This is a genomic window from Lentzea albidocapillata subsp. violacea, from assembly GCF_900100275.1.
Classification (GTDB): Bacteria; Actinomycetota; Actinomycetes; order Mycobacteriales; family Pseudonocardiaceae; genus Lentzea; species Lentzea violacea.
This window is the reverse complement of the sequence record NZ_FNET01000005.1, coordinates 56,736-83,528: the sequence shown is the minus strand read 5'-3', so window position 1 is coordinate 83,528 and position 26,793 is coordinate 56,736. Positions and strand designations below refer to the sequence as shown.

32 protein-coding genes and 1 tRNA gene are annotated in these 26,793 nt (G+C 68.9%); 16 read left to right on the top strand and 17 right to left on the bottom strand.

The genetic code is table 11. The annotated features are described in order from the left end of the window. The first annotated feature begins 34 nt into the window (after positions 1-34). The 7 genes from BLR21_RS13275 to BLR21_RS13245 are packed head-to-tail and all read left to right on the top strand — an operon-like array spanning position 35 to position 8,013. Positions 35-2,125 carry a phage tail protein gene (locus BLR21_RS13275; protein ID WP_090006154.1) on the top strand — a complete coding sequence of 697 codons (2,091 nt, stop codon included), beginning with the start codon at positions 35-37 and terminating at the stop codon, positions 2,123-2,125. Next, complete coding sequence (locus BLR21_RS13270) at positions 2,122-4,845, top strand: hypothetical protein (RefSeq protein ID WP_090006153.1); 2,724 nt, start codon at positions 2,122-2,124, stop codon at positions 4,843-4,845. The genes BLR21_RS13275 and BLR21_RS13270 overlap by 4 nt, the downstream gene beginning before the upstream one ends. A gap of 10 nt (positions 4,846-4,855) precedes the next feature. Continuing rightward, positions 4,856-5,323: a hypothetical protein gene (locus BLR21_RS13265; RefSeq protein ID WP_090006152.1), complete on the top strand. Its 468-nt coding sequence runs from the start codon at positions 4,856-4,858 to the stop codon at positions 5,321-5,323. 45 nt (positions 5,324-5,368) lie between these two features. Continuing rightward, positions 5,369-5,656: a hypothetical protein gene (locus tag BLR21_RS13260; protein WP_090006151.1), complete on the top strand. Its 288-nt coding sequence runs from the start codon at positions 5,369-5,371 to the stop codon at positions 5,654-5,656. 1 nt (position 5,657) lies between these two features. Further along, positions 5,658-6,560, top strand: a complete 903-nt coding sequence (locus BLR21_RS13255) for a hypothetical protein (RefSeq protein WP_143027704.1) — start codon at positions 5,658-5,660, stop codon at positions 6,558-6,560. Beyond that, on the top strand, positions 6,560-6,937 hold the full coding sequence (locus BLR21_RS13250; protein WP_090006149.1) for a hypothetical protein: 378 nt from the start codon (positions 6,560-6,562) through the stop codon (positions 6,935-6,937). Before BLR21_RS13255 ends, BLR21_RS13250 begins: the two co-directional genes overlap by 1 nt. A 2-nt stretch (positions 6,938-6,939) precedes the next feature. Beyond that, complete coding sequence (locus tag BLR21_RS13245) at positions 6,940-8,013, top strand: hypothetical protein (protein ID WP_090006148.1); 1,074 nt, start codon at positions 6,940-6,942, stop codon at positions 8,011-8,013. A gap of 68 nt (positions 8,014-8,081) precedes the next feature. Here BLR21_RS13245 and BLR21_RS13240 read toward each other — a convergent pair whose 3' ends face one another. The 5 genes from BLR21_RS13240 to BLR21_RS13225 all read right to left on the bottom strand — a co-directional run bounded on the left by BLR21_RS13240 (position 8,082) and on the right by BLR21_RS13225 (position 10,647). Then, positions 8,082-8,630, bottom strand: coding sequence for a hypothetical protein (locus BLR21_RS13240; protein ID WP_090006147.1), 549 nt, complete (start codon positions 8,628-8,630; stop codon positions 8,082-8,084). A gap of 103 nt (positions 8,631-8,733) precedes the next feature. Beyond that, positions 8,734-8,871 (bottom strand): hypothetical protein, encoded by a 138-nt coding sequence (locus BLR21_RS42455; protein ID WP_176929617.1) that lies wholly within the window; start codon positions 8,869-8,871, stop codon positions 8,734-8,736. Between the two features lie 156 nt (positions 8,872-9,027). After that, entirely contained in the window at positions 9,028-9,291 is a 264-nt protein-coding gene (locus BLR21_RS13235; protein WP_090006146.1) for a hypothetical protein, read from the bottom strand. Continuing rightward, positions 9,288-9,515 carry a hypothetical protein gene (locus BLR21_RS13230; protein WP_090006145.1) on the bottom strand — a complete coding sequence of 76 codons (228 nt, stop codon included), beginning with the start codon at positions 9,513-9,515 and terminating at the stop codon, positions 9,288-9,290. The genes BLR21_RS13235 and BLR21_RS13230 overlap by 4 nt, the downstream gene beginning before the upstream one ends. Before the next feature lie 643 nt (positions 9,516-10,158). Continuing rightward, positions 10,159-10,647, bottom strand: a complete 489-nt coding sequence (locus tag BLR21_RS13225; RefSeq protein WP_090006144.1) for a helix-turn-helix domain-containing protein — start codon at positions 10,645-10,647, stop codon at positions 10,159-10,161. A gap of 218 nt (positions 10,648-10,865) precedes the next feature. Here BLR21_RS13225 and BLR21_RS13220 point away from each other — a divergent pair, with 218 nt between their 5' ends. The 3 genes from BLR21_RS13220 to BLR21_RS13205 all read left to right on the top strand — a co-directional run bounded on the left by BLR21_RS13220 (position 10,866) and on the right by BLR21_RS13205 (position 12,795). Further along, positions 10,866-11,711, top strand: coding sequence for a helix-turn-helix domain-containing protein (locus tag BLR21_RS13220; RefSeq protein ID WP_176929616.1), 846 nt, complete (start codon positions 10,866-10,868; stop codon positions 11,709-11,711). 40 nt (positions 11,712-11,751) lie between these two features. Continuing rightward, complete coding sequence (locus BLR21_RS13215) at positions 11,752-11,943, top strand: DUF397 domain-containing protein (protein WP_090006142.1); 192 nt, start codon at positions 11,752-11,754, stop codon at positions 11,941-11,943. Positions 11,944-12,333: 390 nt separating this feature from the next. Then, entirely contained in the window at positions 12,334-12,795 is a 462-nt protein-coding gene (locus tag BLR21_RS13205; protein WP_090006141.1) for a GNAT family N-acetyltransferase, read from the top strand. Here BLR21_RS13205 and BLR21_RS13200 read toward each other — a convergent pair. Beyond that, entirely contained in the window at positions 12,750-13,610 is an 861-nt protein-coding gene (locus BLR21_RS13200; RefSeq protein ID WP_090006140.1) for an oxygenase MpaB family protein, read from the bottom strand. The two genes, BLR21_RS13205 and BLR21_RS13200, sit on opposite strands and share 46 nt — an antisense overlap. A 70-nt stretch (positions 13,611-13,680) precedes the next feature. Next, a tRNA-Asn gene (locus BLR21_RS13195) sits at positions 13,681-13,753 on the bottom strand. Between the two features lie 143 nt (positions 13,754-13,896). Here BLR21_RS13195 and BLR21_RS13190 point away from each other — a divergent pair. Next, entirely contained in the window at positions 13,897-14,178 is a 282-nt protein-coding gene (locus tag BLR21_RS13190) for a YtxH domain-containing protein (protein ID WP_090006139.1), read from the top strand. A 6-nt stretch (positions 14,179-14,184) separates the two neighbouring features. On the opposite strand, the gene BLR21_RS13185 is transcribed toward BLR21_RS13190, so the two are convergent. Genes BLR21_RS13185 through dnaG form a run of 3 tightly spaced genes read right to left on the bottom strand, consistent with a single transcriptional unit; the run spans position 14,185 to position 17,336 of the window. Further along, entirely contained in the window at positions 14,185-14,925 is a 741-nt protein-coding gene (locus tag BLR21_RS13185) for a trans-aconitate 2-methyltransferase (protein ID WP_090006138.1), read from the bottom strand. A gap of 24 nt (positions 14,926-14,949) precedes the next feature. Further along, a complete protein-coding gene (locus tag BLR21_RS13180; protein WP_090006137.1) occupies positions 14,950-15,450 on the bottom strand; it encodes a hypothetical protein in 501 nt (166 codons plus the stop codon). Continuing rightward, complete coding sequence (gene dnaG / locus BLR21_RS13175; protein ID WP_090006136.1) at positions 15,450-17,336, bottom strand: DNA primase; 1,887 nt, start codon at positions 17,334-17,336, stop codon at positions 15,450-15,452. The genes BLR21_RS13180 and dnaG overlap by 1 nt, the downstream gene beginning before the upstream one ends. Positions 17,337-17,363: 27 nt before the next feature. On the opposite strand from dnaG, the gene BLR21_RS13170 reads away from it, so the two are divergent. Both BLR21_RS13170 and BLR21_RS13165 read left to right on the top strand, forming a co-directional pair. Continuing rightward, positions 17,364-18,233 carry a sigma-70 family RNA polymerase sigma factor gene (locus tag BLR21_RS13170; RefSeq protein WP_090006135.1) on the top strand — a complete coding sequence of 290 codons (870 nt, stop codon included), beginning with the start codon at positions 17,364-17,366 and terminating at the stop codon, positions 18,231-18,233. Positions 18,234-18,344: 111 nt separating this feature from the next. Next, positions 18,345-18,971: a dioxygenase family protein gene (locus BLR21_RS13165; protein WP_090006134.1), complete on the top strand. Its 627-nt coding sequence runs from the start codon at positions 18,345-18,347 to the stop codon at positions 18,969-18,971. 16 nt (positions 18,972-18,987) lie between these two features. Here BLR21_RS13165 and BLR21_RS13160 read toward each other — a convergent pair whose 3' ends face one another. Both BLR21_RS13160 and BLR21_RS13155 read right to left on the bottom strand, forming a co-directional pair. Next, positions 18,988-19,800, bottom strand: coding sequence for a class I SAM-dependent methyltransferase (locus tag BLR21_RS13160; RefSeq protein ID WP_256334660.1), 813 nt, complete (start codon positions 19,798-19,800; stop codon positions 18,988-18,990). Between the two features lie 4 nt (positions 19,801-19,804). Then, a complete protein-coding gene (locus tag BLR21_RS13155) occupies positions 19,805-20,362 on the bottom strand; it encodes a carboxymuconolactone decarboxylase family protein (protein ID WP_030474447.1) in 558 nt (185 codons plus the stop codon). 82 nt (positions 20,363-20,444) lie between these two features. Between BLR21_RS13155 and BLR21_RS42450 the strand changes: the two genes are divergently transcribed. Next, positions 20,445-20,621, top strand: a complete 177-nt coding sequence (locus BLR21_RS42450; RefSeq protein ID WP_157512840.1) for a hypothetical protein — start codon at positions 20,445-20,447, stop codon at positions 20,619-20,621. On the opposite strand, the gene BLR21_RS13150 is transcribed toward BLR21_RS42450, so the two are convergent. The 4 genes from BLR21_RS13150 to BLR21_RS13135 all read right to left on the bottom strand — a co-directional run bounded on the left by BLR21_RS13150 (position 20,618) and on the right by BLR21_RS13135 (position 24,247). Continuing rightward, positions 20,618-21,136: a Scr1 family TA system antitoxin-like transcriptional regulator gene (locus BLR21_RS13150; RefSeq protein ID WP_090006133.1), complete on the bottom strand. Its 519-nt coding sequence runs from the start codon at positions 21,134-21,136 to the stop codon at positions 20,618-20,620. The two genes, BLR21_RS42450 and BLR21_RS13150, sit on opposite strands and share 4 nt — an antisense overlap. Before the next feature lie 78 nt (positions 21,137-21,214). Then, on the bottom strand, positions 21,215-22,222 hold the full coding sequence (locus BLR21_RS13145) for a serpin family protein (RefSeq protein WP_090006132.1): 1,008 nt from the start codon (positions 22,220-22,222) through the stop codon (positions 21,215-21,217). 112 nt (positions 22,223-22,334) lie between these two features. Beyond that, the gene (locus BLR21_RS13140; protein ID WP_090006131.1) at positions 22,335-23,573 is read right to left on the bottom strand and encodes a deoxyguanosinetriphosphate triphosphohydrolase; all 1,239 of its coding nucleotides are present in this window, start codon (positions 23,571-23,573) and stop codon (positions 22,335-22,337) included. After that, a complete protein-coding gene (locus BLR21_RS13135) occupies positions 23,573-24,247 on the bottom strand; it encodes a YdcF family protein (protein ID WP_090006130.1) in 675 nt (224 codons plus the stop codon). Before BLR21_RS13135 ends, BLR21_RS13140 begins: the two co-directional genes overlap by 1 nt. A 51-nt stretch (positions 24,248-24,298) precedes the next feature. On the opposite strand from BLR21_RS13135, the gene BLR21_RS13130 reads away from it, so the two are divergent. Beyond that, positions 24,299-25,030: a Type 1 glutamine amidotransferase-like domain-containing protein gene (locus tag BLR21_RS13130; protein ID WP_090006129.1), complete on the top strand. Its 732-nt coding sequence runs from the start codon at positions 24,299-24,301 to the stop codon at positions 25,028-25,030. A 16-nt stretch (positions 25,031-25,046) separates the two neighbouring features. Continuing rightward, on the top strand, positions 25,047-25,916 hold the full coding sequence (locus BLR21_RS13125; RefSeq protein WP_143027703.1) for a serine hydrolase: 870 nt from the start codon (positions 25,047-25,049) through the stop codon (positions 25,914-25,916). Here BLR21_RS13125 and BLR21_RS13120 read toward each other — a convergent pair. Continuing rightward, a complete protein-coding gene (locus tag BLR21_RS13120) occupies positions 25,906-26,751 on the bottom strand; it encodes a hypothetical protein (RefSeq protein WP_143027702.1) in 846 nt (281 codons plus the stop codon). The genes BLR21_RS13125 and BLR21_RS13120 overlap by 11 nt on opposite strands. Positions 26,752-26,793 lie beyond the last annotated feature (42 nt).

The window sequence follows — 26,793 nt, the reverse complement described above, 5'->3', positions numbered from 1 at the left end:
CGGCTGATCCGATGCGAGGAGGTGACTCCTCGCGATGTCGGACACCAGCCTGCTGTTCAACTTCTTGGGCCGCGACGGCGTCAGCAAGATCATCAAGGGGATCAGCGCGACCGCGATGGCGGCCGCGGTCGTGCTGCGCCACGCCGGCCAGATGACCGGCGACATGGCCCGGCGCAACGTCTCGGCGCTGCTGACGCTGACCAAGGTGTTCGCCGGCGTCGGCGCGGCCGCGGCTGGTGGCGCCCTGCTAGCCGGTGGCGCGCTGGCCGCGCTACCGCTGGCGATCGCCGGGCTCGGCGCCATGGCGCTCAAGGAGAACGCTCAGGTCGTCGCGGCGTTCACGAGCCTGGGCACCAAGGTCAAGGCCGAGCTCACCAAGGCGGCCGCGCCGCTCGTGCCCGTGTTCGTCAAGATCGCGGGCGAGCTTGGCAAGAGCTTCTCCCAGATCGCCCCGATGCTCGGGCAGGCGTTCGCCGCGGTCGGCCCGATGCTGCTGACCCTCACCGAGGGCATCACCGGCCTGGCCGTCAACGCGATGCCGGGTTTCGTCACGGCCCTCAAGGCCAGCGGCCCGGCGATCGACGGGCTGGCGAACCTGCTGGCCTCGCTCGGTACCGGCCTGGGTGGCTTCTTCGCCAACCTCAGTGCCGGCGCCGAGGGTGCGGGCACCGCGTTCTCCGCGCTCGGCGGATTCTTGGCGCAGCTGCTGCCCACCCTGGGCACGCTGCTGGGCACGTTCGCTGCGGTCGGCGGCACGATCCTGTCGGCGCTGCTGCCCGTGATCAGCTCGCTCGTCAGCTCGCTGGTCTCCGCGCTGGGGCCTGTGCTGAGCGCGCTCGGTCCGGCGCTCGCGGCGGTCGCGACGGCGATCATGCCGCTGGCGGAGGCGATCGGCCGGCTGCTCGCCGCGGCCGGTGGAGCGCTGGCGGAGATCTTCACCCAGCTCGGCGCCGTCCTGGTGCAGCTCGCCCCGGTGTTCGCGTCCATTGTGGACGCGGTGATGCCGCTGGTGCCGGTGCTCGCCTCGCTGCTCACCCCGATCATGTCGCTGATTCCCACGCTGGCTCAGGTGGTCGCGTCGCTCGTCGGGGGGCTGGCGCCGATCCTGGTGGCGCTGGTGCCGATCGTCACGCAGATCCTCGGCGTGATCGTGCAGTTCGTTTCGGGCGCGCTGCTCAAGCTGCTCGACGCGATCATGCCGCTGCTGCCGCTGGTCGGCTCGCTCGCGGGCGCGCTGGCCACGCTGCTGTTCGGCGCGCTGTCGGCGGTCGCGCCGATCCTCGACGAGCTGGTCAACATCATGGTGTCGCTGGTCCCCCTGACCGCCGCCCTGTTCCCGCCGCTGATCGCGATCGTGTCGGCGCTGACGCCGTTGATCGTGCTGGTGGCGCAGCTGGTCGGCTGGCTGGTCGGTCTGCTCGCCCCGGCGATGCAGTGGGTGATCGGCTTGGTGAGCACGATGGCGCTCGACATCAGCAGCAGGCTGAGCGCCGCGATCAACTGGCTGGTCGGCGCAGTGCCGCGCGTGGCGTCGGCGATCGGCGGCGCGTTCTCCTCCGCCTACACCGCGGCGGTGACCTGGCTGGGAAACCTGATCAGCAGAGTGACCGAACTGCCCGGCAAGATCATGTCCGTCCTGTCAGGATTGCCGGGGCAGCTCTACGACAGCGGCGCGTCGATGCTGCGGTCCCTCGCCGACGGCTTCATGAGCATGGTGCAGACCGTCAAGAACAAGATCTCCGGCGCGCTCGGCAGCATCCGCAACCTGTTCCCCTTCAGCCCTGCGATCGAGGGACCGTTCTCGGGCAAGGGCTGGGTCAGCTATTCGGGCCAGTCGATCGCCGCGGCGTTCGGCGCGGGTATCGACTCGCGCCGCGGAGTCGCGGTCACCGCGGCACGACAGCTCGCCGAGGGCACCCGAGACCAGTTCGGCGGCGGTGCCGGCGGGACGGGTGCCGGCGCGGCCGGTGGCGGGTTCGCCGCGGCACGTGGTGAGCGTCCGATCCGGCTGGAGATCGGCAGCGACGGCTCGAAGCTGGGCGCGCTGCTGGTCGAGGTCCTGTCCAAGGAGATCGTCGCCCGCGGCGGCGACGTGCAGCTCGTGCTGGGAAGGGGGCGACGGTGAGCTTTCCGGACACGCAGCTTCCGCTGGACGCCGACATGTACGTCGGTGGCGACTGGCAGTCGATCGCCGACTACATCCGGGTGAAGGAGGCGTTCGACGTCGAGCGCGGGGACCGCTCCGAGAACGGGCAGGCGGGTCCGTCTCGGGTGGGGCTGCAGCTCGACAACTCCGACGGCCGGTTCTCGCCGCGCAACCCGGTGGGCCCGTGGTACGGCACGCTCGGCCGCAACACCCCGCTGCGGCTCGCGCTGCGGCTGGCCGCCGATGTCTTCGCGCGCATCGTCGCGAACGGGTGGGACACGTCGAGCTCGGGCCACCCGTGGACGACGCACGGATCTGTCGGCACGGTGGCCGGCGAGTTCGCCGTGACTCCGTCCGGCGGCACGCACTCGGTCCCCGTGACCAACCGCTTCCGCATGACCTACCTGGCCGGCCTGGTGCAGGGCAGGGTCGACGTCGCGGCGACGGTGTCGCTGGCGGTGTCCGACGTGACGGGCGGCGACGTCGAGCCGTGCAACCTCGTGCTCGGCGGTCTGTCCACTACGGACTACTACATAGTGCGGGTGGTGATCACCTCCGCCGAGGCGGTCACGGTGAAGCTGATGCACGTCGACGGCACCAACTACTCCGACACCGTCACGATCGCCGGGCTGACGCACACCTCGTCGCAGGCACTGCGGGTCCGCGCGCAGTTGGAGGGCTCGGTCCTGCGCGCGAAGGTGTGGGCGGCCTCGGCCGCGGAGCCGGCGGGATGGCACGTCAGCGGCACCCTGCCGGCCGCGCGCGCCGGGTGGGTCGGCATCCGGTCCGGCGTGTCCGCCAGCAACAGCAACGCCCTGCCGTGGGTGTTCACCTACACCGACGTCGTGGTGTCCTCGCCGCGCTACATCGGTGAGGTGTCGTCGCTGCCGCCACGGTGGGACCTGTCCGGTAACGACAAGTGGGTGCCGATCGAGGCGTGGGGCATCATGCGCCGCCTCGGTCAGGGCGCGCCGGTGCTGCACTCGGCGCTGCACCGGGCGCTCCTGTCGATCAGTCCGGTGGCGTACTGGCCGTGCGAGGACGGCCGCGACTCCGTGCAGATCGCGTCCGGGCTGCCCGACGGACCGCCGATGGTGATCGCCGGAACGCCGAGCCTGTCGGCCGATGACGGCTTCGTGTGCAGCGAACCGCTTCCCACGATGGGCACGTCCACATGGGACGCGTCGGTCCCGACCTACACCAGCACTGGCAAGATCCAGCTGCGGTTCCTGATGCACATGCCGGCGGCTGGTGTCGCGACGGACGCGATCATCGCCCGCGTCTACACCAGCGGCAGCCTGACGTTCTGGCAGCTGGTCTACGGCGGTGCCGGGCTGCTGCGGCTGGAGGGCTGCCGCGACGAGGTCACGATCCCGTTCTCCACCGCCAACATCGGCTTCGCTCCGCAGGGCAAGCTGCTGCGCGTCAGCGTCGAGCTCTCCGACAGCGGCAGCGACGTCAACTGGCTGATTAGCACTCTGCAGGTCGGGGCCGTCGGGGGTGCGTTCACCAGCGGCACCGCGCCGGCGCAGTCCACCGGGCGCGCGACGCGGGTGTGGATGGCACCGCAGCGAAACCTCGGCGACTCCGTCATCGGGCACATCTCGGTGCAGGACCAGATCACGACGCTGTTCGACCTGGCCCTAGAACTGAACGCCTACATCGGCGAGACCGCCGCGGCCCGGATCGTTCGGCTGTGCACCGAGAACGCGGTCTCGGTCGCGATCCACGGCACGCGTACCTCGTCCATGCGGATGGGACCGCAGCCGGTGGGCACGCTGCTGGAGCTGCTGCGCGAGTGCGAGGCCGCCGACACCGGCATCCTCTATGAGTCGTGCGGGGAGCTCGGCGTCGCCTACCGCACCCGCGAGTCGATCTACAGCCAAGGCGCGCGAGCTTCTCTGGACTACGCGGCGGGCGAGGTCGCGGCACCGTACGAGCCGGTCGACGACGATCAGGCCACTCGCAACGACGTCACCGCCCGCAGGGTCGACGGGGCGACCGCGCGCGCGGTGCAGACCACCGGCCGCATGTCGGTGCTTGACCCCTCGGCCGGTGGCGTCGGGCGCTACGACTCCACAGTGGACGTCAACGTCGAGGCTGACGCGCAGCTGCCCGACCTCGCCAACTGGCTGCTGCGCCTGGGCACGGTCGACGAGCCGCGCTACCCGGCCATCGCGATCGACCGTGCGAGCCCGCACGTGGTCGCGAACGCGACGCTGTCCGCGGCCGCGCTCGATCTCGACATCGGCGACCGGCTGACGGTGTCCGGCACGGTCGCCGACTCGCACAGCTACGACGTCGTCGACCAGATCGCGCGCGGCTACACCGAGACCCTCGGCGCGTTCGACCACAAGATCGAGACCACCGGCGCACCGGCCTCGCCCTACGACGTCCTGGTGCTCGACGACGCGGCACGCGACCGCATCGACAGCGGCAGCTCGACGCTGGGCGTCGGCGTCTCCAGCGGCGCCCTGAGCCTGTCGATCGTGTCCACGCAAGAGCTGTGGTCGACCGACTCCGGCGACTACCCGCTCGACCTGCAGATCGGCGGCGAGGTCATCACGGTCTCGGCCATGTCCGGGGCGTCGAGCCCGCAGACCGCGACGGTGTCGGCCCGCAGCGTCAACGGCGTGGAAAAGAGCCACGCCGCCGGAGCGCCGGTGCAACTGGCCGCACCGAACTACATCGGACTGTAGGAGGTCAGCGATGTCACTCGCCGCAGGCAACCACGCCACCGCGGCCCGGCTCAACGCGCTGGGCAGGCTCGTCGGACAGACCACGTGGACGGTCGACAGCGCGACGTTCACGACGAGTGAGGTCATGCTGCAGACGTTGACGGTGCCCGCGTTCACCGGCATCAACTACTGGGTCCTGGTCGACGCCGGGTGGACCAACACGCTTGTGGGCACCGGCTTCTTCCTGATCCGTGCCGCCGGTGGCGCGTCGGTGACCACGTCGACCCCGAAGAAGGCCTACGCGCGTAAGCGCCGCATCCACACCGCCACCGCGTTCGACGACTTCCAGGCTTTGTCCCAGGTGTTCTCCGACGTCACGCCCTCCGGTGGGCAGATCACAGTTGGGCTGTCGGCATACAACGACGCCGGCACCGGGAAGCTGGAGGCAGACGCCGACAACATCGGCTGGATGGCCGTGTTTGCCCAAGGCCTCGCCTGAACGTCCACAGCGGACAACCAATCAACTCCAAGGGGGCCATGTGCCATGTCCGAAAACGACGTCTCAGCCGCCTGGGTGATGTCCCTGCTCGACGAGCTCAAGTCCTCCTTCGTCAGGCTGGACGAAAAGCTGGACGTCAAGCTCGGCGATCACGCCACCCGCATCACCAAGCTCGAAGTCGAGGGGGCGCACAAGCAGCGCCAGATCGACGCCTTATTGCTGCAGCAGCAGAACAACACCGCTGGCCGCAGGTGGGGCATCACCACGGTCATCGCAGTCATCGCGGTCCTGGTGTCGATCGCCGCCGTTGTGACCGCGATCCAAGGAGGCTGAAGTGCGGACAATGTACGACTCGGTGAGTCCCAGGGCGATCCCCCGCACCGCGCAGATGGTCGCGGGCTACATCGACGGCCTGTACGCCTGGAGCGCCGAGGAGTGGGGCCTGTTCCCCAATGCCTCCAAGGTGACGATCACGGCGCTGGGCCGCGACCACGGCGTCGTGCTCAACCTCGAGCCAAAGGGCTACTGGCCGGCCGACCTCGGCGTGGGGTGGGTGCAGCGGGCTCGACGCCGCGGCATCGACCCGACGATCTACTGCAACTACCGCAATCACCTACACCTCGTGCGGGCGGCGTTCGATCGCGCCGGTGTGGCCCGGCCGCACTTCTGGGTTGCTGAGTACGACGGCGTCCAGAACATCCCGGCGGGCTGCGTGGCCAAGCAGCACACCGCGCCGGAAGGCACCGGCCGCGCGAAAGCGCCGGGGCACTACGACATCAGCATCGTGGCCGACGTCTGGCCTGGAGTGGACGGAGACAACGACATGGCACTGACCGACCAGTTCGCCCGGTACCCGCACGAGAACGACGGGGAAACCGAACGCCAGCGCATGAGTCTGGAGGAGTACTTCCGGTACACGGAGAGTGCCATCCGCGGCCTGTACGAACTGTTCTTCCGCACAGGCGCGGTCCGGTCTGGCGCGGACACCTATGACACCACCGGCAAGGACCTGCTGCGCTACGTCGACCTCAACGGCATCAAGCTTGACCGGCTCCTCGGGCTGACGGGTCAGCTCACCGACGACGAGACCAAGGTCCTTGACGCCGTCCGCGCGCTCTCGTTCGGCGGCACCGACCCGGCAGAGGTGGCCAAGGCCCTGCTGCCGCTGCTGTCGGCCGAGGTCCGCGTCGCCCTGGTCGACGTGCTGCGCCGCGGCGTTGACGAGGTCACGCCCTGATGCGCGACGTGGGCTCGTGGCTGCCGGTTACCAAAGTCGCCGGCGGCGGTGCCGCCGGCGCGGCCGCCACCGTCGTGCTGTGGGTCCTCACCGACCTGCTGCACCTGCAGGTGTCCGCGGGCGTCGCCGCGGCGATCGGCGTGCTCGTCACCTTCGGCGTCGCCTACATCGTTCCGGCCGCAGCCGCGCCCGACGAGGACGAGCAGCCGCTGACCGAGGACGAGCGCCAGGTCGTGCTCGCCACTGTCGAACAGCTGACGCGAGACGCGACGCTCACCCTGCGGGTGCGGGGACCGGAGACCGCGCAGCGAGAGCTCGCGCGCGACCTGTCCGCGTTCCTCGAGCGCCGCCGTGACCAGCAGCCGGGAGGAGGCTGACCGTGTCCACCGTGGCGATCCAGCACTACCTCTACGGGCCCGGTCAGACCGGTGTGCCGCGGCGCCGGTGCACGGTCACCCTCACCGGCCTCGGTCTGTGGCTGGCCAACGAGACCGGCGAGATCATCGACCAGGCCGACGAGGACTCCGACGACACCGGCCTGGTGACCTTCACCCTCACGCCCAACGCGGAGATCGCCGGACCCGACAGCTACTACACGTTCCGCATCTCCGGTACGCCGGTGGCGCGGGCGTTCATCGCGCCGGTGTCGGGCGCACCGGTGAACCTGGTCGACTGCCTGGTCGACGAGACCACCCTCGACCCGGTCGACCCGGACCTGCCGTCGCTGTACCTCGCCCGCGCCGAACGTGGCGCGGTCAACGGGGTGGCGCCGTTGGGTGCGGACGGCAAGGTACCTGCGGCCAATTTGCCGGAGGCCTCCGGCGGATCAACTCCGGACGCCACGGCCCTCATCAATGGTGTGGTGCGCCTTGCCGGTGATCTGTCGGGCACCGCGGCCGCGCCGACCGTGCCCGGCCTGGCGATGCTCAACCCGGCTCGCCGGTGGGGCTGTGTCGCGATGACGATGCTGCCGCACGATCTGTCCGATGTGGAGCCCAAGACGATCGCGCTCACGGCGTCGCGGCTCTACGCGTTCTGGCTGCCGGTGCCGCCGGGCACGGTGATCGCCGGTGTGAAGTTCCCTCTGCAGGCGCTCGCGGTCGGGCCTGGCGCGGTCGAGTTTGGCGTCTATCAGGCCGACCTCACGCGGCTGGGCACGACCGGCGATGTGGCGGCCGCGCTCACCACCGGCTCGGCGCAGGTCTGGCGCACGGTGGCGCTCACCGCGGCCGCCGCGGTGACTGGCGCGGGTGTGTGGCTCACCGCTCACTCCACCTGCGCCAGCGGTCCGAACGTTTTGTTCGCCGACACCAACATCGAGGGCTGGGTGTTCAACCCCGCCGATCGCCGCACCACCGTGCGCGTCGACGGCGCCGCAGCGCCCGGCGCGACGCTCGACCTCACCGGCGCTGTCGACTACCTGGACTTCTGCATCGGGATCACCTCTGCCTGACCCCTGAACGACCAGCGGCCCCGCACACCGTGATGGTGTGCGGGGCCGCTTTCGTCGTGCACGTAAGGCTAGCCGAGGATCTCGTTGAGCGCGGTCTCGTACTCCTTGGCCTGGGCAGGCGTGAGCTCCTTGGACACCCGCAGCAGCACCCCGCCGACGACGTAGTTGTACTCGGCCAGCAGCGGCGTCGTCTTGCCAAACTCCTGGATGTAGTTCTTGCGGGCGGTCGCCAACGCCTCGGTCTCGAACACCTCGACGCTACCGCCCCGCAGCGGGTCGTTCTCCTTGGCGAATTCGAGCAGCTCCGCCGCGATGCGGCTGTCGGTAAAAAACGTCTTCGACGTGTAGCTGTTCGGCCTGCCCAGCTGCCGGTTCGGGTCGTCCTCGGCAGTGAAGACCTTCGCCAGCGTCAAGCTCGGGATCTTCCCGACGAGCGCCTCGGTCACGTCCTTCGCGGTCTTCGGCGTGGCCTTGGTCTCGACCGGCGCCGCAGCGTCGGCGGGTCTGGCGTCGGATGAGCTGCCGGTCGAGGACGAGGTGCCGGTCGACGGCGAGCTACACGCCGTCCCGCTGAGCACCAGCAGGGCGGTCAGCACGCTGGCGGCGATGCGGTTCATTCGGGAAATCCCCCTAGGTCGGATGTTCGGCGTTCAAATACGGTTGTCGCACAACAACAATCGGGCGTTACACGTCTCGGGCGGGTTGACCACTATCTGTCAACTAACGCTTCGGCGGGTTGTCGTTCTTGAGCGACAGCCACGGCGACAGCACCGGCTCGCCGTCGTCATCGGTGCTGGAGTGCACCAGCAGGCGCACGTCCACCTCCTCTTCGCCCTGGCCCGGTGGCAGCTCGCTCATCTCGGCCTGACGGCTACTTCGGCGTGTCGGGCTGCGGCGGAGGTGGCGGCGTCGGCGGTGTCCACGGCTTACCGTCGTCACGCCAGGGGTTTCCCGCACCCATCTGCGGTGGTGTCGTCCTCATCACGACTTCCTTCCTTTGTTCGTCCACTTAGGTCACATCTCAACGAGGTAGGTCCTCATGTCGTCAGCCGCGACGAAGACGGCGCTGCTGAAGCCAAGGCCGCTCTGGTACGCGGCGGCAAGCGCGCTGAGTGCGCGCAGCGCTGCCGGGCTCTCCGCGCCGGCGAACGTCGCGGTCGCCAGCGGGAGGATCTCGCTTTCAAGCTGGATGCCGATCTGGTCAACCTCGCGACTGATGCCGAGCAGCTGCTCCCGCAAGTTCGTGACTTGAGCGGCGATCTCCTCGAAGCTGCTCACCAACCGCCCGCGCCCTCGACCGGCGGCACGTACCGGCGCGGCGCGAGCGCGTCCGCCCACCACGCCTCCAGCTCGCCAACGAGCTGATGCCGTGGCTCCGCGTTCCGTTCGGCGGCAGGCCACTCTGCGCCCAGGCGCTGGAAGACGTCGGCGACGGTCAACTCGGTCATCGGGTCGCCGCCAGATTCGACGTACAGGCCGTGCCCGCCGGGCACGTTGGGCATGTGCTGGTGGAGTCCGCCGGGCGGCTGAACATCCCGCGGCAGCCCTTGCAGCGCATGAGCGTCGAGCGCCCAATGCTGCTCAGGTGCAGGCCGGACGGACCCGAGCGCACCCAGTGATCGCCCGACATCAGGAAGCACCGCCCGGCCGACGTCCTGCCCGGCCGCGCCGCGAGAACGTGCAGGTGCACGTGAGGTGGTGCAACGTCGCGAGGCCAGCCAGCACGACGCCGACCGCGACAAAGCCAACGAGATGAGGGTTCATCCCTGCTCCTTTCCGGGAACGTTCGTGGGCGCGGTACCGCGAGGAAGGGAAGGACCCCGCGGTACCGCCCACCACGTCGGCCGCGCAGACAACCCGCGCACCTGCCGACGTGCATGACTCGGCGCCGGCCGCACGGCACCGAGACCGCCGCGAGTCCAACTTCTGCGGCGGCGATTGCTTGGTGAGCGCGGCGCCCCGAGCGGCGAGGACAGCTCGGGGCGCCGCGCCGTACTGGCCGCAGCAGGACGTCCGCGCTCGCATGTCCTGCTCGGGGAATCTGCGCCAGGTCTGTGGACACGACGGGTGGAGGCGTGGCCGCATTGCCCCGCCTCGACACCCGCTGGGTGGCTCCGGCGAGTGCTGCATCGCGCTGCCGGAAGATCATGAGTTTTCCCCGTTGATGACGAGTCGCGTCTCGAACCGACGAAGCCGGTCACGCAAGCGCACGGGTGGCATGCCGCACAGCTGGGCCATAGCGGCGATCGCGCTGGGTGTGAAGCGCCAGATGACAGGTGATCCGTAGGGCTGCGCCGAGGCCGTGACCGAGGCCCACCGCCGTAAAGGCGTGAGGTCGGCAGCGTCATCTCTCGCCACATCGCGTAGATCGACGAGGATGCTGCTCGGTTCCGGGACGCCGAGCTCCTCGATCGCGCGGCCGAGAACCTGCGTCGGATCGGCCTGCACCACCTGGCAGATCTGCACAAACTTCAGCAGGTCGACCGGACGCTGGCCGACCTCGTACGACTCCAGCGACCTCAGGCTGATGCGTCCGCTCAGCTCGGCGGCAACCTGCTTGCGGGTCCTGCCGTGGCGCTGGCGCGCCTCTCGTAGTTGGCGTCCTACCACCGAAGCGAACGAACTCTGGTCCATTGGATGACTCCAAGCAGGGACTGGGGCCCGTCCCGCACCGGGCAACAACTCGTGAGTGGTGCGGGACGGGTGCCCCGCTGGACTCGGAAACTCAGGTGAGACCAGCTGGACGTCTTCAGGCTAAATCTTCAGGTGAAGGTTTCGCTAGACGCCCAATCGGGTGAGCAGCTGCCTGGGTGCACTGATGCACACTGATCGCGATCACGGAGGATGATGCGGTGACAGAGTCTGAGGAGCGCCTGAGCCCGTCCGACTTCAAGAAGCAGCTCGGCGAGACGATCAGGACGCTGCGCGAGGAACGCAAGCATGGGCGGCATGTGCTGGCGGCACTGTTGAGCTGTTCCGAGGACAAGATCGGCACAATCGAGCGGGGCGACGTCGCTGTCGACGCAACCGACCTGGCGGCGATGCTGGACTTCTTCGGGGTCGAGGGCGAGTACCGCACCGACATCGAGCAGCTTGCCCAGGAAGCGCGGAAGCGCCGGCCGCGAACCGGTTGGGGCAAGCTCATTCCCCAGCGACTGCACAAGTTCTTCCTGTCCGAGGAGAGCGCGCGCGTCATTCGGTCATACGGTCCGGAACTGCTTCACGGGCTGGCGCAGCCGAGGATCTACGCGAGCGCAGTGCTGGCGGGAAACTCGGCGCTGAGCAAAGCCGATCGTGAACGTTTGCTTGATGTGCGCATGGCCCGGCAAGCCCGGTTGTTTGGGCCGAATCCGCCGCGCGTCTCGTTGCTGATTCCAGAGCATGTGCTGCGAATTCCGATCGGTGGCCCTGACGTTGTGCGGGCCACGAAAGATCACCTGAGGAAGCTCGCCGAGCTTGACCACTTCGAGTGGCGAGTGCTGGAGACGGCGCTGGGAAAGCATCCGGCACTCGGCCGAGGCCCGTTCACGATCTTGACTCCGGCGCGCGGGTCGCAGTCGGTCTACGTCGAGATCGGCAAAGACGGGATCTTCATCGAAGACGAGGAACGCGTGGCCGGGTATGAGCAGACGTTTACGGAGGCCAGCGGGATCGCCCTCTCACGTGAAGCGTCGCTACGCCTGCTCGATACTGTCTGATGGCAACTCGTGACAACTGACAGAGTGGGAGGGATCGAGCATGATCCCGGAGACCGCGAAGGGGACAAGCTGGCGAAAGGCTAAGAGGAGCAACGACGGTGGCGGCCAGTGCGTCGAGGTCGGCCTTGGGGTCGGCATGCGCGACTCCAAGGCGCCTGCCACCGAAGTGCCGCTCTGCCCGGCCGCCTGGTCCGCGTTTCTCCAAGCGGTGAAGATCGGCCAACTCGGCTGATGTAAGCACCATGCGAGGCCGCACCCCGACACGTGGGGTGCGGCCTCGCGCTATCAGTGTGTGCCCGTCGGCGACATCGCCGTATCGAGGCCTCGAAGTTGCTCCGCGCACACGGCGCGTACACATCGCCCAAATCAGGGCTTACCGCCAACGACGAAGCACCCTCCTGCAGCGGCATACGCGCTGATCAGAGAGGGTGCTTCGCCGTTCGGAAGGTGGGACTCGAACCCACGACCAGTCGGATTATGAGTCCGCTGCTCTGACCAACTGAGCTACTGCCCCCTCGCAGTCGCGGCGCCCCCGAGCCGCTGACACCGCGTGGTGGAGGATACCGATCAGCCCGAACGGGCCTTGCGCACCCCCGTGGCGAGCGACACATAGGGTAGACGCGTGCGTTTGATCCTCCGCGACTTCACTCCGGCGGACGAGCCGGAGGTGCTGGCGCTGTTCGCCGACTGCGACGACTGGTTCCAGGCCGCCACGGGGCATCCGTCCGGGCCCGGTGACGTGCAGAGCCTCTTCTACGCGTTGCCGGAGGGGGCCGCGTTCGAGCAGAAGCACCTGCTGGTCGCGCAGGCGCAGGGCATGATCGGGTTCGTGGACCTCGTGGTCGGCCACCCCGCTCAGGGCGAGGCGAGCATCGGGTTCTTCCTGGTGCCGCGGGATCTGCGCCGGTGGGGCATCGGCACGGAGATGGCGAAGGCCCTGGCCGAGCGCTTTCCGGACGTCACGCGCGTGCACGTGCGGCTCGACGACTTCAAGCCCGGCAACGAGTTCCTGAAGGCGTTGGGCTTCGTGCGCAACGGTCAGCGGGCCGTGCTGGAGGTCGCGCCCAGGTCCGACGGCCGGTAGCCGCGCGGGTAGCCCGGGTAGGTGCGGTTGGGGGTGCTGGTGAGCTTCAGCGCCTTGCGCACCGGCATCCGGCGCACGACGAAAGCCCTCAGCCGCAACGCACGCCGTCCCAGAGCGCCGACCCACGAAGGCGGCGCGGCGAACCCGAACGCTCGTACCATCGCCGGGTCCAGCATCGCGACCACGGCCCGCGCGACCACCGGTCGGGCCACGGACGGGTACCACGAGCAGAACAGGTCCAGCGTGTACTGACCGATGCGGCGGTTCGACGGCGCGAACACGAAGTGCTTCTGCTCGTAGGCCGTTTTGAACGCCAGAAACTCGTCGTAGCCGGCCGGGATGTCCTTGATGCCCATGCGGGCGCCGACCGCGCGGTAGAAGTGGAATCCGGCCAGTTGTTCGTGGCGGGTCAACGGACGCCAGCCGTAGCGGCGCACCCAGTCGATCGGGTCATAGATGAACGTCGAAAGCACGTAGAGCATGTCGTCGTTCGAGATGTCGTAACGGCCGTGCTGGCGGTTGACTACGCGGAGCGCCTCACGGCCGCGCGGGGAGTCATAGCCGTGCTCGACCAGTTCGGCCATCAGGACGGCCGTGTCGTCGTAGCGCTTCTGCGGGCGCCGTTCGAACTCCCCGGTGCGTTCCAGCAGGCCCGAGATCGCCGGGACGCAGTACGTGCGGAACAGCGCCATTTCGAGGGACTTCTGGTAGTCCCACGGGAACTCCAGGCCGGCGGAGATCCTCATGATCTCCTCGTGGTCGGCCACGGGGTCGAGCGCGGAGATGCGGCGGAGGTTCGCGAAGCGGGCGGCCATCCGTCCACGCTGGCTCAAGGCCCGGCAAAGCACTAGGCCCCAGTCGGATGACTGGGGCCTAGTGGCTAAGCTCCCCCAACTGGACTCGAACCAGTAACCCTGCGATTAACAGTCGCATGCTCTGCCAATTGAGCTATGGGGGAATGTTCGGTTGTTCTAGCGTGTCAGGCTTGGTTCCTCCTGACAGTGGGTAACTCTACATGAGCCGCGAAAGGGGTTTTGCAAGCACCCCCCACTTGGCGGCATCACAGGCTCTGAACAGGCACGATGCGAGAGGAGACGCTACATGAAGGGCATCTTGGTGGGCGCGGCGATCGGCTACGTGCTCGGCGCGAAGGCCGGACGGGAGCGTTACGACCAGATCGTGCGCCTCTGGCACCGCTTCACCGCCAACCCGACGGTGCGCAAGACGGCCACCCAAGCCAAGGACAAGGCGTTCGAAGCCGCAGTTCAGGCGAAGGATCGGGCCACGGATGCCGCGGAGAAGGCGGCCGAGAAGGCTCCGTGGCGTCACCATGAGGACTCCGACGGCAAGGTCACCACTTCCCCGATGACGCCACGGAAGTGACGCGCTTCACACCTGGGCGACCGCGAAGATCCGCCTGAAAGGGAACCAAGTGGTGCCGTCGGCTCGCTGCGGGTACGCCTCACGCAGCCGCGGCGCCAGTTCCGCCACATAGGCGTCCCAGTCCGCTGAGGACAGTGCCGCGCGCACGGGCCGCAAAGCCGTGCCACTCACCCATTCGAGTACCGGGTCCGGGCCGGACAACCGCTGCACGTACGTCGTCTCCCAGACGTCCGTGACGGCGCAGTCGCCGAGCAGGTCCGCGTACTCGACAGGGTCCAGAACCGGCTTCTCCGCACGGAAGACGTGCGCCAATCCCTCTCCCGCCACCTCGCGGATCAGGCGATGCGACGCGTCCGCGTAGTTGCCGGGGACCTGGAACGCGAGCCACGCGCCGGGCGGCAACGCGCCGGCCCACTTCGACACGATCGAGGGATGTGACGCGACCCACTGGAGGACCGCGTTCGACACCACGACATCGGTGTCCGGCAACGGTTCCCACGTGGTCACGTCGTCCACGCGAGCGTCGACACCGGCCGCACGCGCCGCCTCGACCATCTCCGGAGACGAGTCGAACGCCTCCACCACCGCCGAAGGCCACCGCGCGGACAGCGACGAGGTCAGGTTGCCGGGCCCGCAGCCCACGTCGACGACGCGACGAGGCTCCGAAGCCCGTACGCGCCCAACGAGTTCGTAGAACGGCCGCGCCCGGTGATCGGCGAAGGCCAGGTACTGCGCCGGATCCCACATACGGCTAACAGTACACGCGTACTGCTAGCCCGCAAGCTTCGCGGCGAACGCCGAAACGGCCTCGTGCACGGCTTCCAGATCCACGCCGGCATCCCCGCGCGCCTGCCACACCACGCCGTCACGGCCGGGGATCTTGCGCTGCAGGATCCACACTCCGGGCGACTCGACGCGCTCCCGTGCCCGAATCGACCCCTCGACGCGCTGGCTGATCGCCCGCAGCACGCGCCGCGGGTCGTCCAGCGCGAACCGTTGCGCGGGAAGGTCTTCCAGCAGCACGACGGGCCCTTCGACGGAGGCCTCGACCGCCTCCACCACCCGCAGCGCGCCCTCCCACTTCACCTTGCTGATCAGGTGCCAGCCGATCCGCCGCGGCTCGTCACCCGGCACCCACAGCCCGAACGACGTCACCACGAGGTGCCCGCCCGTCTGCACGGGCGCGAACGCGATCACGGTCTCGTCGTTCTCCAGCGAACCGGTGAAGCCGTCCGGCGCACCGTTGCCGAACAACCGTCGGAACAAGCCCACTACAGCACTCCAGCACTCTGCTGCAGGAGCGCCTTGCGGTACTCCTCCAGCGCCACCAGGTCGCCCCACAGCGCCCGGTACTCGTCGGCGTCCTTGATCGGGGACAGCCGCCGCAACCGCGACTTCACGTCCTCGACCTGCTTGCCGACCTGGACCTCCTGCAACCGCGCGATGACCATCGACACGTAGCGGAACTCGTCGTTCTGCTTGACGGCCAACGGTTCCACCGCGAGCTCGGTCATCACCGACCGCACCGACGCGTGCGAACACGCCTGCGAGATCGCCTCCAGGTACGCCGGGCCCTCGAGCCCGCAGGACGCGCCACCGGCCGCGCGGATCGCCCGGTGCAGCGCCACGTACGCCGGGTCCGTGAAGGACTCGTCCGGCAGCGAGTCGTACATCGGACCGGCGTACTCGGGCAGCCGGAGCGCGATCTTGAGCACCTCGCGTTCGGGCACCAGCCGGGGGTCGCGCGGGTTCGGCCTGGCCGGGCCGTCGACCTCGACGCCCAGCGCCATCTGGTTCGGGTCGGCGCGCGCAACGGCGACCGGCGTCCTGCCGCCGGAGACCTGACGGACCCGGCGCACGACCATCGCCTCGTCGTCCCAGCCCACCCACCACGCCAGCCGCGTCGCGTAACCGTCGCGCTTGGCCCTGTCCTTGATCTGCGCGACGAACGGCACCATCTTCTTCAGCGCCTCGACGCGGCCGTCCACGGAGTCGAGGTCGTAGGCCTTGAGCTGGGCCTTGATCGCGAACTCGATCAACGGGATGCGCCGCGCCACCAGGTCGCGCACCGCCACGTCGCCCTTGGCCTGCCGCAGCTCGCACGGGTCCATGCCGTCCGGCGCGACCGCGATGTAGGTCTGCGCGGAGAAGTGCTGCTCCCCGTCGAACGCCTTGAGCGCGGCCTTCTGGCCCGCCTCGTCGCCGTCGAAGGTGAAGATGACCTCGCCGTTGACGTCGTCGTCGATCAGCAGCCTGCGCAGCACGTTCATGTGGTCCGTGCCGAACGCCGTGCCGCAGGAGGCGACCGCCGTCGGCACGCCGGCCAGGTGCATCGCCATCACGTCGGTGTAGCCCTCGACGATGACGGCCTGCTTGCGCTTGGCGATCTCGCGCTTGGCCTGGTCGAGCCCGAACAGCACCTGCGACTTCTTGTAGATCATCGACTCGCTGGTGTTGAGGTACTTCGCCTGGATCGGGTCGTCGTCGAAGATCCGCCGCGCGCCGAACCCGACGACGTCCCCGCTGATCTCCTTGATGGGCCACAGCAACCGCCGGTGGAACCGGTCGATCGGCCCCTGGCGGCCCTCCTTGGTGAGCTGCGACTTGATCAGCTCCTGCAGCTCGAACCCGCGGCCGAGCAGGTGCTTCGTCAGCTTGTCCCAGCCGCCGGGCGCGAACCCGCAGCCGAACTGGCGTGCCGCGGCCTCGTCGAACCCGCGCTCGGCCAGGAACTCGCGCGCCGCCTGCGCGTCGGGCGTCGCGAGCTGCTCCGCGTAGTACTCGGCAGCCGCCTTGTGCGCCTCGATGAGCCTGCCGCGGGTGCCGCGGTCGCGCTGGATCGTGGCGCCGCCGCCCTCGTAGGTCAGCTGGATGCCCACCCGGTCCGCGAGCCGCTCGACGGCCTCCACGAACGACAGGTGCTCGACCTTCATCACGAAGGCGATCACGTCGCCGCCCTCGCCGCAGCCGAAGCAGTGGAACGTGCCGTGCGACGGACGCACGTTGAACGACGGCGACTTCTCGTCGTGGAACGGGCACAACCCCTTGAGTGCTCCGCCGCCGGCCCGCTTCAGCGAAACCTGGTCACCGACGACCTCGTCGATACGGCTGCGCTCACGCACCAATGCGATGTCGCTCTCCCTGATGCGTCCTGCCACGCGTCCGAGTCTAATCCCCTGGCAAACTTGCCAACCGTGACCACCGCCGACGTCTTCGGACTCCACCGGACGCACCTGATCGGCGTCGCCTACCGGCTGACCGGCAGTTTCGCCGACGCCGAGGACGCCGTGCAGGAGGCGTGGCCACGGTTCGCGAAGGCCGAGGGCGTGCAGGACGCGCGCGCCTGGCTCACGACCGTCGTCAGCCGCATCTGCCTCGACCGGCTGCGCTCCGCCGCCGTGCGCCGCGAGACGTACGTGGGCTCGTGGTTGCCCGAGCCGCTGCTCACGACCGGCGAGGACGACCCGCTGGCGAGCGTGGTGCAGTCCGACGGCGTGCGGATGGCCGCGCTGGTGGTGCTCGACAGGCTCACGCCGGACCAGCGCGTCGCGTTCGTGCTGCACGACGCGTTCTCCTTGCCGTTCAACGAGATCGCCGACGTGCTGCAGGTCTCGGAGGCCGCCGCTCGCAAGCACGCCTCCCGCGCCCGCAAGGCCGTCGCGGACGCCGACCCACCGCCCCGTGCGGCGCTGGCCGAGCAGCAGGAGGTGCTGGAGAAGTTCCTGCGGGCCATGGCGAGCGGGGACATCGACGGCGTGCTCGAACTGCTGCACCCCGACGCGGTGATGATCGGCGACGGCGGCGGCAAGGTGCGCACGGCGGTCCGCACGGTCTCCGGAGCGGACAAGGTCGCTCGCTTCTTCCTCGGCCTGATGCGCAAGTACGGCTACCCGGAGGAGCACCGGCCGATGTTCGTCAACGGCGAACTGGGCGTGCTCATGCCCGCGTACGGCGAGGTGGCGGCACGCGTGACGGCGTTCACCGTGCACGAGGGCAAGGTCAAGGCCATCTACGACATCGCGAACCCGGACAAGCTGACGCACGTGGCGTTCTGACGGGTTTTGGTCTGGACCACAACTGGAACCGGGATCGTTCCGTGGCTAACGTTCGGCCCGCTGGTCCAGCCCAAGCCCCCTGCCGCGGGTTGCAACCACCGGAGTCCGAACATGCCCGAACACGACATCCCCTCACGCCGTGCGTTCCTGGCGACCGGTGCGGCCGCCGTGGTCGCACTGACCGCCGCCGGCACCACCACGGCACGCAGCGCGCCCCTACCCCTGACCCCGACCTGCGTCGAGGACGACGACACCCCGTCGGTCATCGAAGGTCCCTACTTCAAGCGGAACTCCCCGCAGCGCACGAACCTGCGCACGCCCGGCGTCACCGGGATCGTGCTCAGCCTCACCGGGTTCGTCTACAACATGAAGTGCCAGCCGATCGCCAACGCACTGCTGGACTTCTGGCAGGCGGACGACCGGGGCGTGTACGACAACCGCACGTACAAGATGCGCGGCCACCAGTTCAGCAACGCCTCCGGCGCGTACGTGCTGGAGACGATCGTGCCCAAGGACTATCCGGGCCGCACACCCCACATCCATGTCAAGGCCCAGCCTCGCGGCGGCCGGATCCTCACCTCGCAGCTGTTCTTCCCGGACAACCTCAGGGCGTACGGGATGAACGTGCCCTACCTGAACCGGCGCGACGCCTACCTCAACCGCGAGTGCGAGGTCGAACTCGGCCCGCTCGTCGGCAACCGCTACACCGCCAAGTTCGACTTCGTTCTGAACGTCTGACCTACCAACCCGAAATTCACCAACGCAGGCGCAGCAGCTTCCCGACGTCACGGAGCTTCGGGATCGCGCTGACGACCTTCAGCTGGATCCTGCCGGACCTGGGCAACGCGTCCAGGTGCGGCAGGTCCACGCTGCGCCAGGAGTCCACAGTGGTCAGTCCGGGGCGCAGTGCCTCGATCTCGCGCGGATCGTCGACGCCCCAGTGCAGGGTCGCGCCGGCGTTGCGCACGGCCGGCACGAGCTTCTGCAGCTTGATCCCCCACGGGCCGTAGACGTCGAACAGCAGCTCACCGCTGGAGAACCGGCTGGTGATCCGGCTGATCAACGCATGGCCCTCCGCCTGCGTGAGGTACATCGACAGTCCCTCGAACACCGCCACGACCGGACGATCCGCGGGCACCTCGGCGAGCCACGCGTCCTCGGTGACCGACGACGCCACGAGCCGATAGTCACCTTGCGGTACGGGCAAGAGCTTGTGCCTCAACGCAACGACGTCCGGCATGTCGACGTCGACCCACCGCACGGTGTCCGGCCGTTCGATCCGATGCACGCGAGTGTCCAGCCCACACGCCAGATGCAGCACCGTACAGGACGGGTTGCGCCCCAGGAACTCGCGCGTCCAGTCGTCGAGCACCCTGCCGCGGATGGCGACGCCGACCGCGGTGGTCGTGTTCATCCCGGTCTTGGCGAAGTCGTAGTCGATGCGGTCGACGGCGCGCTTCGCCTCGGTGTCGCGCAGCACCGACGCGGGGCGCTCGCTGTCGAGCGCCCGGCCGTACAGCGTGGCGAGCATGGTCTCCTGCGCCCCTGTCAGGGTGATTTTCTCCACGGCGCTAGTTTGTCGGCACGCGGCAGGCGTCACCACTGGTGAACCCCTGGTCCCTGATGTCGAACGCGCTGTTGAACCGGGCCCGCTGGTTCTCCAGCGCGACCTGGTAGGTCAGCGCGACGAGTTCCTTGCGTCCCAGCAGTTCCTCCAGCTCCGCGACCTGCTCGTCGGTGACGGCGACGGGCGTGTCGGTCATCGCGTCGGCGTAGGCGAGCGCCTTGCGTTCGAGGTCGGTGAACAGCGGCGACGTGGCGTAGGAGTCGATGTGCTTGAGGCGCTCGATGTCGAGGCCCCCGTGCTTCATCAGCATGGCGCCGAAGTCGACGCACCACGAACAGCCGAGCTTCACCGCCGTGCGGTAGACGCACAGCTCGAACAACGGCCCGTGGATCGCCTTCTTGATCGCCAGCTCGTGCCGCCCGCCCGCCATCAGCAGCTTCGGGTGGTGCGCCATCACCGTGACCGGTTCCGGCACCGCGCCGAACTCCCGCCGCGCGAACCAGTACACGGCCTTGAGCAGCAGACCCGCGTCCTTCTTGGGGACTCCCTTGATCCTCGTCATGCCCGGTGGACGAGACAGCCCGCCAGAACGTGACACCTTTGGGTGACTGGGGCGCGAGCCGGTCTACTCATAGGGTCCCTGCATGAGCAACGACTTCGTGCTGGACATCGATCACGAGTCGGCCGGCCTGCTGGCGGGAACGCTGCTGGCAGGCGACTCGTGTGCGGTTCCGGTGCGACACCAGAACGTCAAGCTGCTGCTGTGCGCGCTGCCCGGTGAGGACGGCATGCGCCTGTTCCTGCGCCGCAACACGCCCTAGCGGTCGTACACGGCCACATATTCCATGAGCACGTCGCGCGACTTCTCGTTGTCCAGCGCGACGGCGTGCATGCGCTGAAAGATGGCCACGGCCCGTTCGACGGTCGCCGCGTCGCTGGCGAGCGTCCAGTTCGCGAGGTAGACCAGCGGCGGCTCGTGCTCGTACTGGACGAGCGCGTAGTCGAGCCCGACCGCCCCAGCCCCGCCCGCGCTGGCCGGCACGATCCGGATCGACGGCGCGTGGAACAGCAGGTGCAGGACCTGGTCCTCCATCAGCCGGTTGTCACCGACGACGGTGCGCAGCGCGTACTCGTGGATGAAGAACACGCACCGCGGCAGCACGCCGTCACGTTGCAGCTCCGGCGACGGCGCGAAACCCAGAGCGCTGGCCAGCGCCTTCGCGTAGCACTCGGTTCTGAGCAGGACGGGAATGGTGACGCCGCTGAAGCAGGTGATCTGGGTGGCGCCCGCTGCGGCGAGCACGACGAGTTGCTCACCTGCACCGTGCTGGGTCATGGTGGAACGGTAAAGCCATGATCATGATCTCGCCGCGCGAAACGCCCGCTCTACAGGGCGAATGCTGCCGGAATCCGGTTACGGAGTGGCTACCTGCGCGAGGAAGTAGATCGCCTTCGAGTGGGCGTGCCGGACCACGACGAGGAACGGCCGGTCGACCGTCACGACGATCGGGTCCACCGGGATCTCCATCGACACCGTGCGGAACGTGACGGCGGTGGCCGCCGCGCCTTCGAGGCCCTCTTCGTCCAGGCGCAGCACGGCCTCGTGCACGACGTCGTCGACGAACATCCGCTCGTCCGGCGAGAGTCCGGAGAAGTCGGCGTCACGCGCGAACATGCGCTCGACTCCCAGCTGCCGCAACGTCGCCTTGAGGTTGAACTTCGCCCGTACGTCCACTTTGGGCAGTGAGAGTTCGAGCCGCGTGAAGTTCTGCGCGGTGAGCACGGACGGGCTCAGCGGCTGGTCGAGCGACTCGTCCGGCAGCAGGACCACGGCCTCGACGCCGGAGTCGGCGGGCAGCACGATCGTCTGCCAGCCGTCGTGGCGGGCGTAACGGAACTTCTCGGTGACCTTCATCGTCGGCACGTCCACGTCGCCGCCGGGCGCGTGGAACGGTTTCGCGGCGGTCTCCCAGGCGGAGAACGCGTTGAGCCAGCCGACCTTGAGGTACAGGGCGTTCACGATGATCGCGGCGGCGTCCGGCGGCGGCGGGTCCGTCAGCAGTTCGGGGATGAGGCCGCGGGTGGTCTCGGCGACGTCCGTGTTGACGAGCTTGCGGACCGTCGCGGGGTCGGAGAACGCGGTGCGCCGCACCGAACCGGCGAGCGAGAAGCCGGGGTCGATCGTCAGGTCGTCGTCGGCCCACAACGTGTTCGCGACGGCCAGTTCGGGCACGTCGAGCGCGGCGGAGGCGTCGAAGTCCTGGAGCAGGCCGTCGAGTTCGGCGCGGGTCTCGCCGCGCGCGGCCTCACGGGCCAACGCGAGCGCGCTGGCCACCGAGAAGGGCGACCAGCACGCGTTCGAGGAGGGATCCGGTACTGCGACGCGGTGCAGGTTCAGGGCGAAGTCGGCCTGATCGGTCACGGAAACACTCCCCTAACGGCTGGCAGTGACCGGCCGGATCGTCGTCAATCCCCTGCCCGGTCTCCGCCACGGCCGGTCCGGCGGTCCCGGTTCGTCCGCCACGCCCCCGAACCTACGCCGATGCGCGGTGCCAGGCCACGGCCTGCGCGTCGGTGAGCAGCGCGACCTGGTCGATGACGACGCGAAGCCGTGCGGCGTAAGAGGAAGCGGCCGCGAACACCGGGCGGAACGCGGGGTCGAGCAACGTCGGGCGCTCCATCAGGCGGCCGGCTAGGTCGGTGATCAGGTCGCGTTGCTTCGCCTGCATGGCCAGGCGCGCCGGATCGCTCATCACGTACCGGACGGCCATCGCCTTGAGCAGCGCCACCTCCGCCGCGACCTGCGTCGGGACCTCCAGCGAAGCGTTGTACCTCGTCAGCGTCCCGTCGCCGTGCACAGCACGGGTCGCGGTGACGGCGGCGGAGGCGAAGCGGCCGACCAGTTCGCTGGTGAGGTTCTTCAACGCCACCTGCGCGCCGAGCGAGCCGTCGTACTCGCGGTCGGTCCAGTACGCGATCACCGGCAGCTTCAGCAGTTCCTCGGCGGTGGCCTCGAGCGTCGCGACGGACTCGTCGGAGAACGTCTTCGCGGCGAGCGACGCGATGGCGCCGCGTTCGTCGGGACGGGCCAGCGCGCCGAGGCTGATGCGGTGGGCCAGCACGCCGTCCTCGACGTCGTGCACCGAGTAGGCCACGTCGTCGGACCAGTCCATCACCTGTGCCTCGATGCACCGCTCACGATCCGGTGCACCCGCACGCATCCACTCGAACACTTCGAGATCGTCGTCGTAGACGCCGAACTTCACCGTGCCCGGCGTGCGCGTCCACGGGTACTTCGTCGACGCGTCGAGCACCGCGCGCGTGAGGTTCAGGCCGTGCGCGGTCTTCGGTTCGAGGCGCGCGAGGATGCGGAACGTCTGCGCGTTGCCCTCGAAGCCACCGCACGGGCCCGCGAGTTCGTTCAACGCCCGCTCGCCGTTGTGCCCGAACGGCGGATGCCCGATGTCGTGCGCGAGGCCGGCCGTGTCGACGATGTCGGGGTCGCAGCCCAGTTCCTCACCGATGCCGCGGCCGATCTGCGCGACCTCCAGCGAGTGCGTGAGGCGCGTGCGCGGCACACCGGTGACCTCGGAGCCCTCGCCGGGACCGACGACCTGGGTCTTGCCGGCGAGCCTGCGCAACGCCGCGGAATGCAGCACACGGGCCCGGTCACGGGAGAACGGCGTGCGCGTGTCGGTGCGGGCACCCGGCAGCGCGGCGCTCTTGGGCTCTTCGGGGAGCAGGCGCTCCGTGTCGTGGCCGGTGTATCCCATCAGCCGATTTTAGGGAGCTTGAGCTCGTCGAACACGCCGGCGTGCGCCTTCATCAGGCGGTAGTAGAGCAAGGCTCCAGTCTCGCGCTTGATGTAGAACCACTGCGTCCCGCGTGTCTGCACGTTCGGGCCGCTTCGGGTCGGGGACGTCCACGCCTGCAGACCGGCGTCCTCCGCCATCGTGCGGGCGCGCAGCGAGTGCCACGGGTCGCTGACGATCACGGCTGTCTTCAGGTCGCGTTCCCTCGCGACGGACGCGACGGCCCGCAGCGACCCGAGCGTGTCCGCGCCCTCGCCGACCTGCAGCACCCTGTCCTCCGGCACACCGCGCTTGACCAGCCACAACTTGCCGACCTGGCCCTCGGTGAAGTTGTCACCGGGCTGGCGGCCGCCGGTCGTGGCGATGTAGCCGACCACGCCCTCCTCGTAGAGGCCGAGCGCGTGCTCCAGGCGTGCCGCGAGCACGTCGGACGGGACGCCGTTGTACTGCGCGGCGCCGAGGACGATCGCCATGTCGGCCTTCGTCCAGTCGTCCACGCGCGCGACCTGCCAGACGCGGAACGCCGTGCCACCGCCCACGAGCATGCCGATGACCAACGCCCCGAAAAAGAGGCGCAACACGACTCGGCGAATCCTGGCGAGTGGTTTCAGGGGCGTGGTCCGCACACCACGCATGCTTCCAGACCGCGCAGGTGTCGCGTTGACGCCCCTGCAAGGATCATCGACATGCCTGCCGAGCAGCCCACCATCCTCGCGACGTCCGGAGGTCTGCGCTCCGGGAGCCGGACCTTCGTCGAGTTCAACAGCTTGATCCACTTCGCTCTCGACCTGTCCGGCGTGGACGGCCGCACACCGCGCCTGTGCCACGTCGGCACCGCCGGGGGCGACCAGCGGGCGATGAACGCGAACATGGCGGAGGCGGGCCGGGTCGCAGGCGTCGACGTGTCGGTGCTGAACCTCTTCACGATGCCGCCGACCGACGACCTCGAGGACTACGTGCTGTCCCACGACGTCGTCTGGGTGGGCGGCGGCTCGGTGGCGAACCTGCTCGCGGTGTGGGAGGTGCACGGGCTCGGCGCGGTCTTCCGCAAGGCGTGGGAGGCCGGCGTGGTGCTCAGCGGCGTGTCGGCGGGCTCGATCTGCTGGCACGCGGGCGGCGCCACGGACTCGTTCGGCCCGGACCTCCGGATCGTCACGAACGGCCTGGGCTTCCTGCCCTACGGCAACGGTGTGCACTACGACTCGGAGGAGCAGCGCCGCCCGAAGATCCACGCCGCGGTGGCCGCCGGAGTGCTGCCGACGACCTACTGCACCGACGACGGCGCCGGCCTGCTCTACCGCGGCACGGAACTCGTCGAGGCGGTGACAGAACGTCCGGGCTCCGGCGCATACGTGGTGGTCAGGGAGGATTCTTCAGGAACCGCACAGGAGGAAAAGCTCGACACCCGGCTCCTGTGAAGCGGACCTTTGAAGTGTGCGCTGGGCCCTGATCCTCTTCTTCGCGGCGGCCGTGTTCGTCGTCCCCGAGACGTCGCCGTGCCTGGCGCACGGCAAGCCTGCCGCCGATATATCGCGCGGCCCGGACGTGCTGGACATCGGCGACGGTTCGCCGGATCCCGGCGACGCTGATATATCGGATACTGACTCTTCGGCGATATCCAATATATCAGCGGCTGATATATTGGATATCGCCGCTGCGGGCAGTGCGTCCGACGTCGGCGTCGCGGTGCTCGACCTCCAGACCGACCAGGTGGTCTCGGAACAGGGCGACAGGCCGTTCTACTCGGCGTCGTTGTCGAAACTGATCCTCGCCGTGGACGCGTTGCAACAGCAGTTGTCCGACGAGGACCAGGACCTGATCCACCGCGCGTTGAGCGCGAGCGACGACAACGCCATGGACGTGCTGTGGACGAGGTTCGACGGCATGGACGCCATCGGCCGCGTCGCCGCCGAAGCGGGCCTCACCGGCACGCATGCGCCGGACGACCCCTCACAGTGGGGAGAGGTCGTCATCACCGCGAACGACATGGTGCGGCTCTACCACTACATCCTCGGCTCACCGGCGCGCGACGCGATCGTCGCGGCGCTGTCGTCCGCGCCGGCCACCGCCGCCGACGGCTTCGACCAGGCATTCGGTCTGCTCGGCGTCACCGGCGTCTACGCCAAGCAGGGCTGGATGTACTACCTGCCGAGCGACGTCTACCTGCACAGCGCGGGCGTGCTCGACGGCCGCTACGCCGTCGCCGTGCTCACCACGAGCCCGACGGGATCCTGGACGACGGCCAGGCAGTCGATCAACGCCGTCGCGTCGGCCGTCCTCGCGAAGCTGGGTGTCAACGGCTGACCCTCCGGTCCTGGCGCTCCCGCCACGGCCGGTCCCACTCGCCGGTGAACTCGCGCACCACGAGGATCGCGATCACGAGCAGCACGACCGCGCCGAAGACCAGCGCGCCGAACAACGCCCCCGCGACGCCCGCGCCGGAGGAGAACTCGGAGACGGCGAACCCCGAAGCGGCGAGGACGATGACGTAGTTGCCGACGTTGCGGCGCCGTGCGGAGTAGACGTCCGTCACCCGCGCCAGACTCACCCCGAGTACCACGGGCGTGAGCGTCACCAGCAATCCGACGACCAGCAGCACCGGCCGGTACAGCGGCGTCACGAGCGCCACCGTCATCGCGGACACCGCCAAAACGAGTCCCACTGTGACGAGCACGGTCGCGAGCACCCTGATGCGCTGCAACCCACCGCCTGCGCGGGAATCCGGCACGAGCGGCCCGAAGGCCTCGACGACGACCTTGTGCACGGCGTAGCTCCGCCACACGACCAACGCGAGCGCACCCAGTGCCGGCACCGAGAGCGCCAGCAGGACCACGACCGCGAAGTCCCCCGGCCTCCCCACGGGCTCGGCGCTGAACGCGAACCCGTAGAACAGGTAGAAGATCGCCATCGCGGTGCCTTCCAGCACCACGAACACGTGCCGCAACCGAGCCGCCGACTCCGCGTCGGTGATCCGCATCGCCACCACGCCACCCGCCACCGCGCACAGGCACACCAGCCCGCCGCTCACGGCCGTGGCCAGGAGCACCTGCGGGTTCCCCACCTCGGTCAACGCCGCGAACACCACCACCCAGGCGAGGAGCACCACCCCCGCCGCAGCCTGCCCGCGCTCCCCCGTCATGCCCTTTTACACGCGCGGACGCCTCAGGATGTTGCTCGCGGC

What these genes read in the sequence shown, in the direction of transcription:
- BLR21_RS13275 (WP_090006154.1), top strand. Translation starts at nt 35, where the DNA reads ATGTCGGACACCAGCCTGCTGTTCAACTTCTTGGGCCGCGACGGCGTC.
- BLR21_RS13265 (WP_090006152.1), top strand. Translation starts at nt 4,856, where the DNA reads ATGTCACTCGCCGCAGGCAACCACGCCACCGCGGCCCGGCTCAACGCG.
- BLR21_RS13260 (WP_090006151.1), top strand. Translation starts at nt 5,369, where the DNA reads ATGTCCGAAAACGACGTCTCAGCCGCCTGGGTGATGTCCCTGCTCGAC.
- BLR21_RS13250 (WP_090006149.1), top strand. Translation starts at nt 6,560, where the DNA reads ATGCGCGACGTGGGCTCGTGGCTGCCGGTTACCAAAGTCGCCGGCGGC.
- BLR21_RS13240 (WP_090006147.1), bottom strand. Translation starts at nt 8,630, where the DNA reads ATGAACCGCATCGCCGCCAGCGTGCTGACCGCCCTGCTGGTGCTCAGC.
- BLR21_RS42455 (WP_176929617.1), bottom strand. Translation starts at nt 8,871, where the DNA reads ATGAGCGAGCTGCCACCGGGCCAGGGCGAAGAGGAGGTGGACGTGCGC.
- BLR21_RS13230 (WP_090006145.1), bottom strand. Translation starts at nt 9,515, where the DNA reads ATGCCCAACGTGCCCGGCGGGCACGGCCTGTACGTCGAATCTGGCGGC.
- BLR21_RS13225 (WP_090006144.1), bottom strand. Translation starts at nt 10,647, where the DNA reads ATGGACCAGAGTTCGTTCGCTTCGGTGGTAGGACGCCAACTACGAGAG.
- BLR21_RS13215 (WP_090006142.1), top strand. Translation starts at nt 11,752, where the DNA reads ATGATCCCGGAGACCGCGAAGGGGACAAGCTGGCGAAAGGCTAAGAGG.
- BLR21_RS13200 (WP_090006140.1), bottom strand. Translation starts at nt 13,610, where the DNA reads ATGGCCGCCCGCTTCGCGAACCTCCGCCGCATCTCCGCGCTCGACCCC.
- BLR21_RS13190 (WP_090006139.1), top strand. Translation starts at nt 13,897, where the DNA reads ATGAAGGGCATCTTGGTGGGCGCGGCGATCGGCTACGTGCTCGGCGCG.
- BLR21_RS13185 (WP_090006138.1), bottom strand. Translation starts at nt 14,925, where the DNA reads ATGTGGGATCCGGCGCAGTACCTGGCCTTCGCCGATCACCGGGCGCGG.
- BLR21_RS13165 (WP_090006134.1), top strand. Translation starts at nt 18,345, where the DNA reads ATGCCCGAACACGACATCCCCTCACGCCGTGCGTTCCTGGCGACCGGT.
- BLR21_RS13155 (WP_030474447.1), bottom strand. Translation starts at nt 20,362, where the DNA reads ATGACGAGGATCAAGGGAGTCCCCAAGAAGGACGCGGGTCTGCTGCTC.
- BLR21_RS42450 (WP_157512840.1), top strand. Translation starts at nt 20,445, where the DNA reads ATGAGCAACGACTTCGTGCTGGACATCGATCACGAGTCGGCCGGCCTG.
- BLR21_RS13150 (WP_090006133.1), bottom strand. Translation starts at nt 21,136, where the DNA reads ATGACCCAGCACGGTGCAGGTGAGCAACTCGTCGTGCTCGCCGCAGCG.
- BLR21_RS13140 (WP_090006131.1), bottom strand. Translation starts at nt 23,573, where the DNA reads ATGGGATACACCGGCCACGACACGGAGCGCCTGCTCCCCGAAGAGCCC.
- BLR21_RS13135 (WP_090006130.1), bottom strand. Translation starts at nt 24,247, where the DNA reads ATGCGTGGTGTGCGGACCACGCCCCTGAAACCACTCGCCAGGATTCGC.
- BLR21_RS13130 (WP_090006129.1), top strand. Translation starts at nt 24,299, where the DNA reads ATGCCTGCCGAGCAGCCCACCATCCTCGCGACGTCCGGAGGTCTGCGC.
- BLR21_RS13120 (WP_143027702.1), bottom strand. Translation starts at nt 26,751, where the DNA reads ATGACGGGGGAGCGCGGGCAGGCTGCGGCGGGGGTGGTGCTCCTCGCC.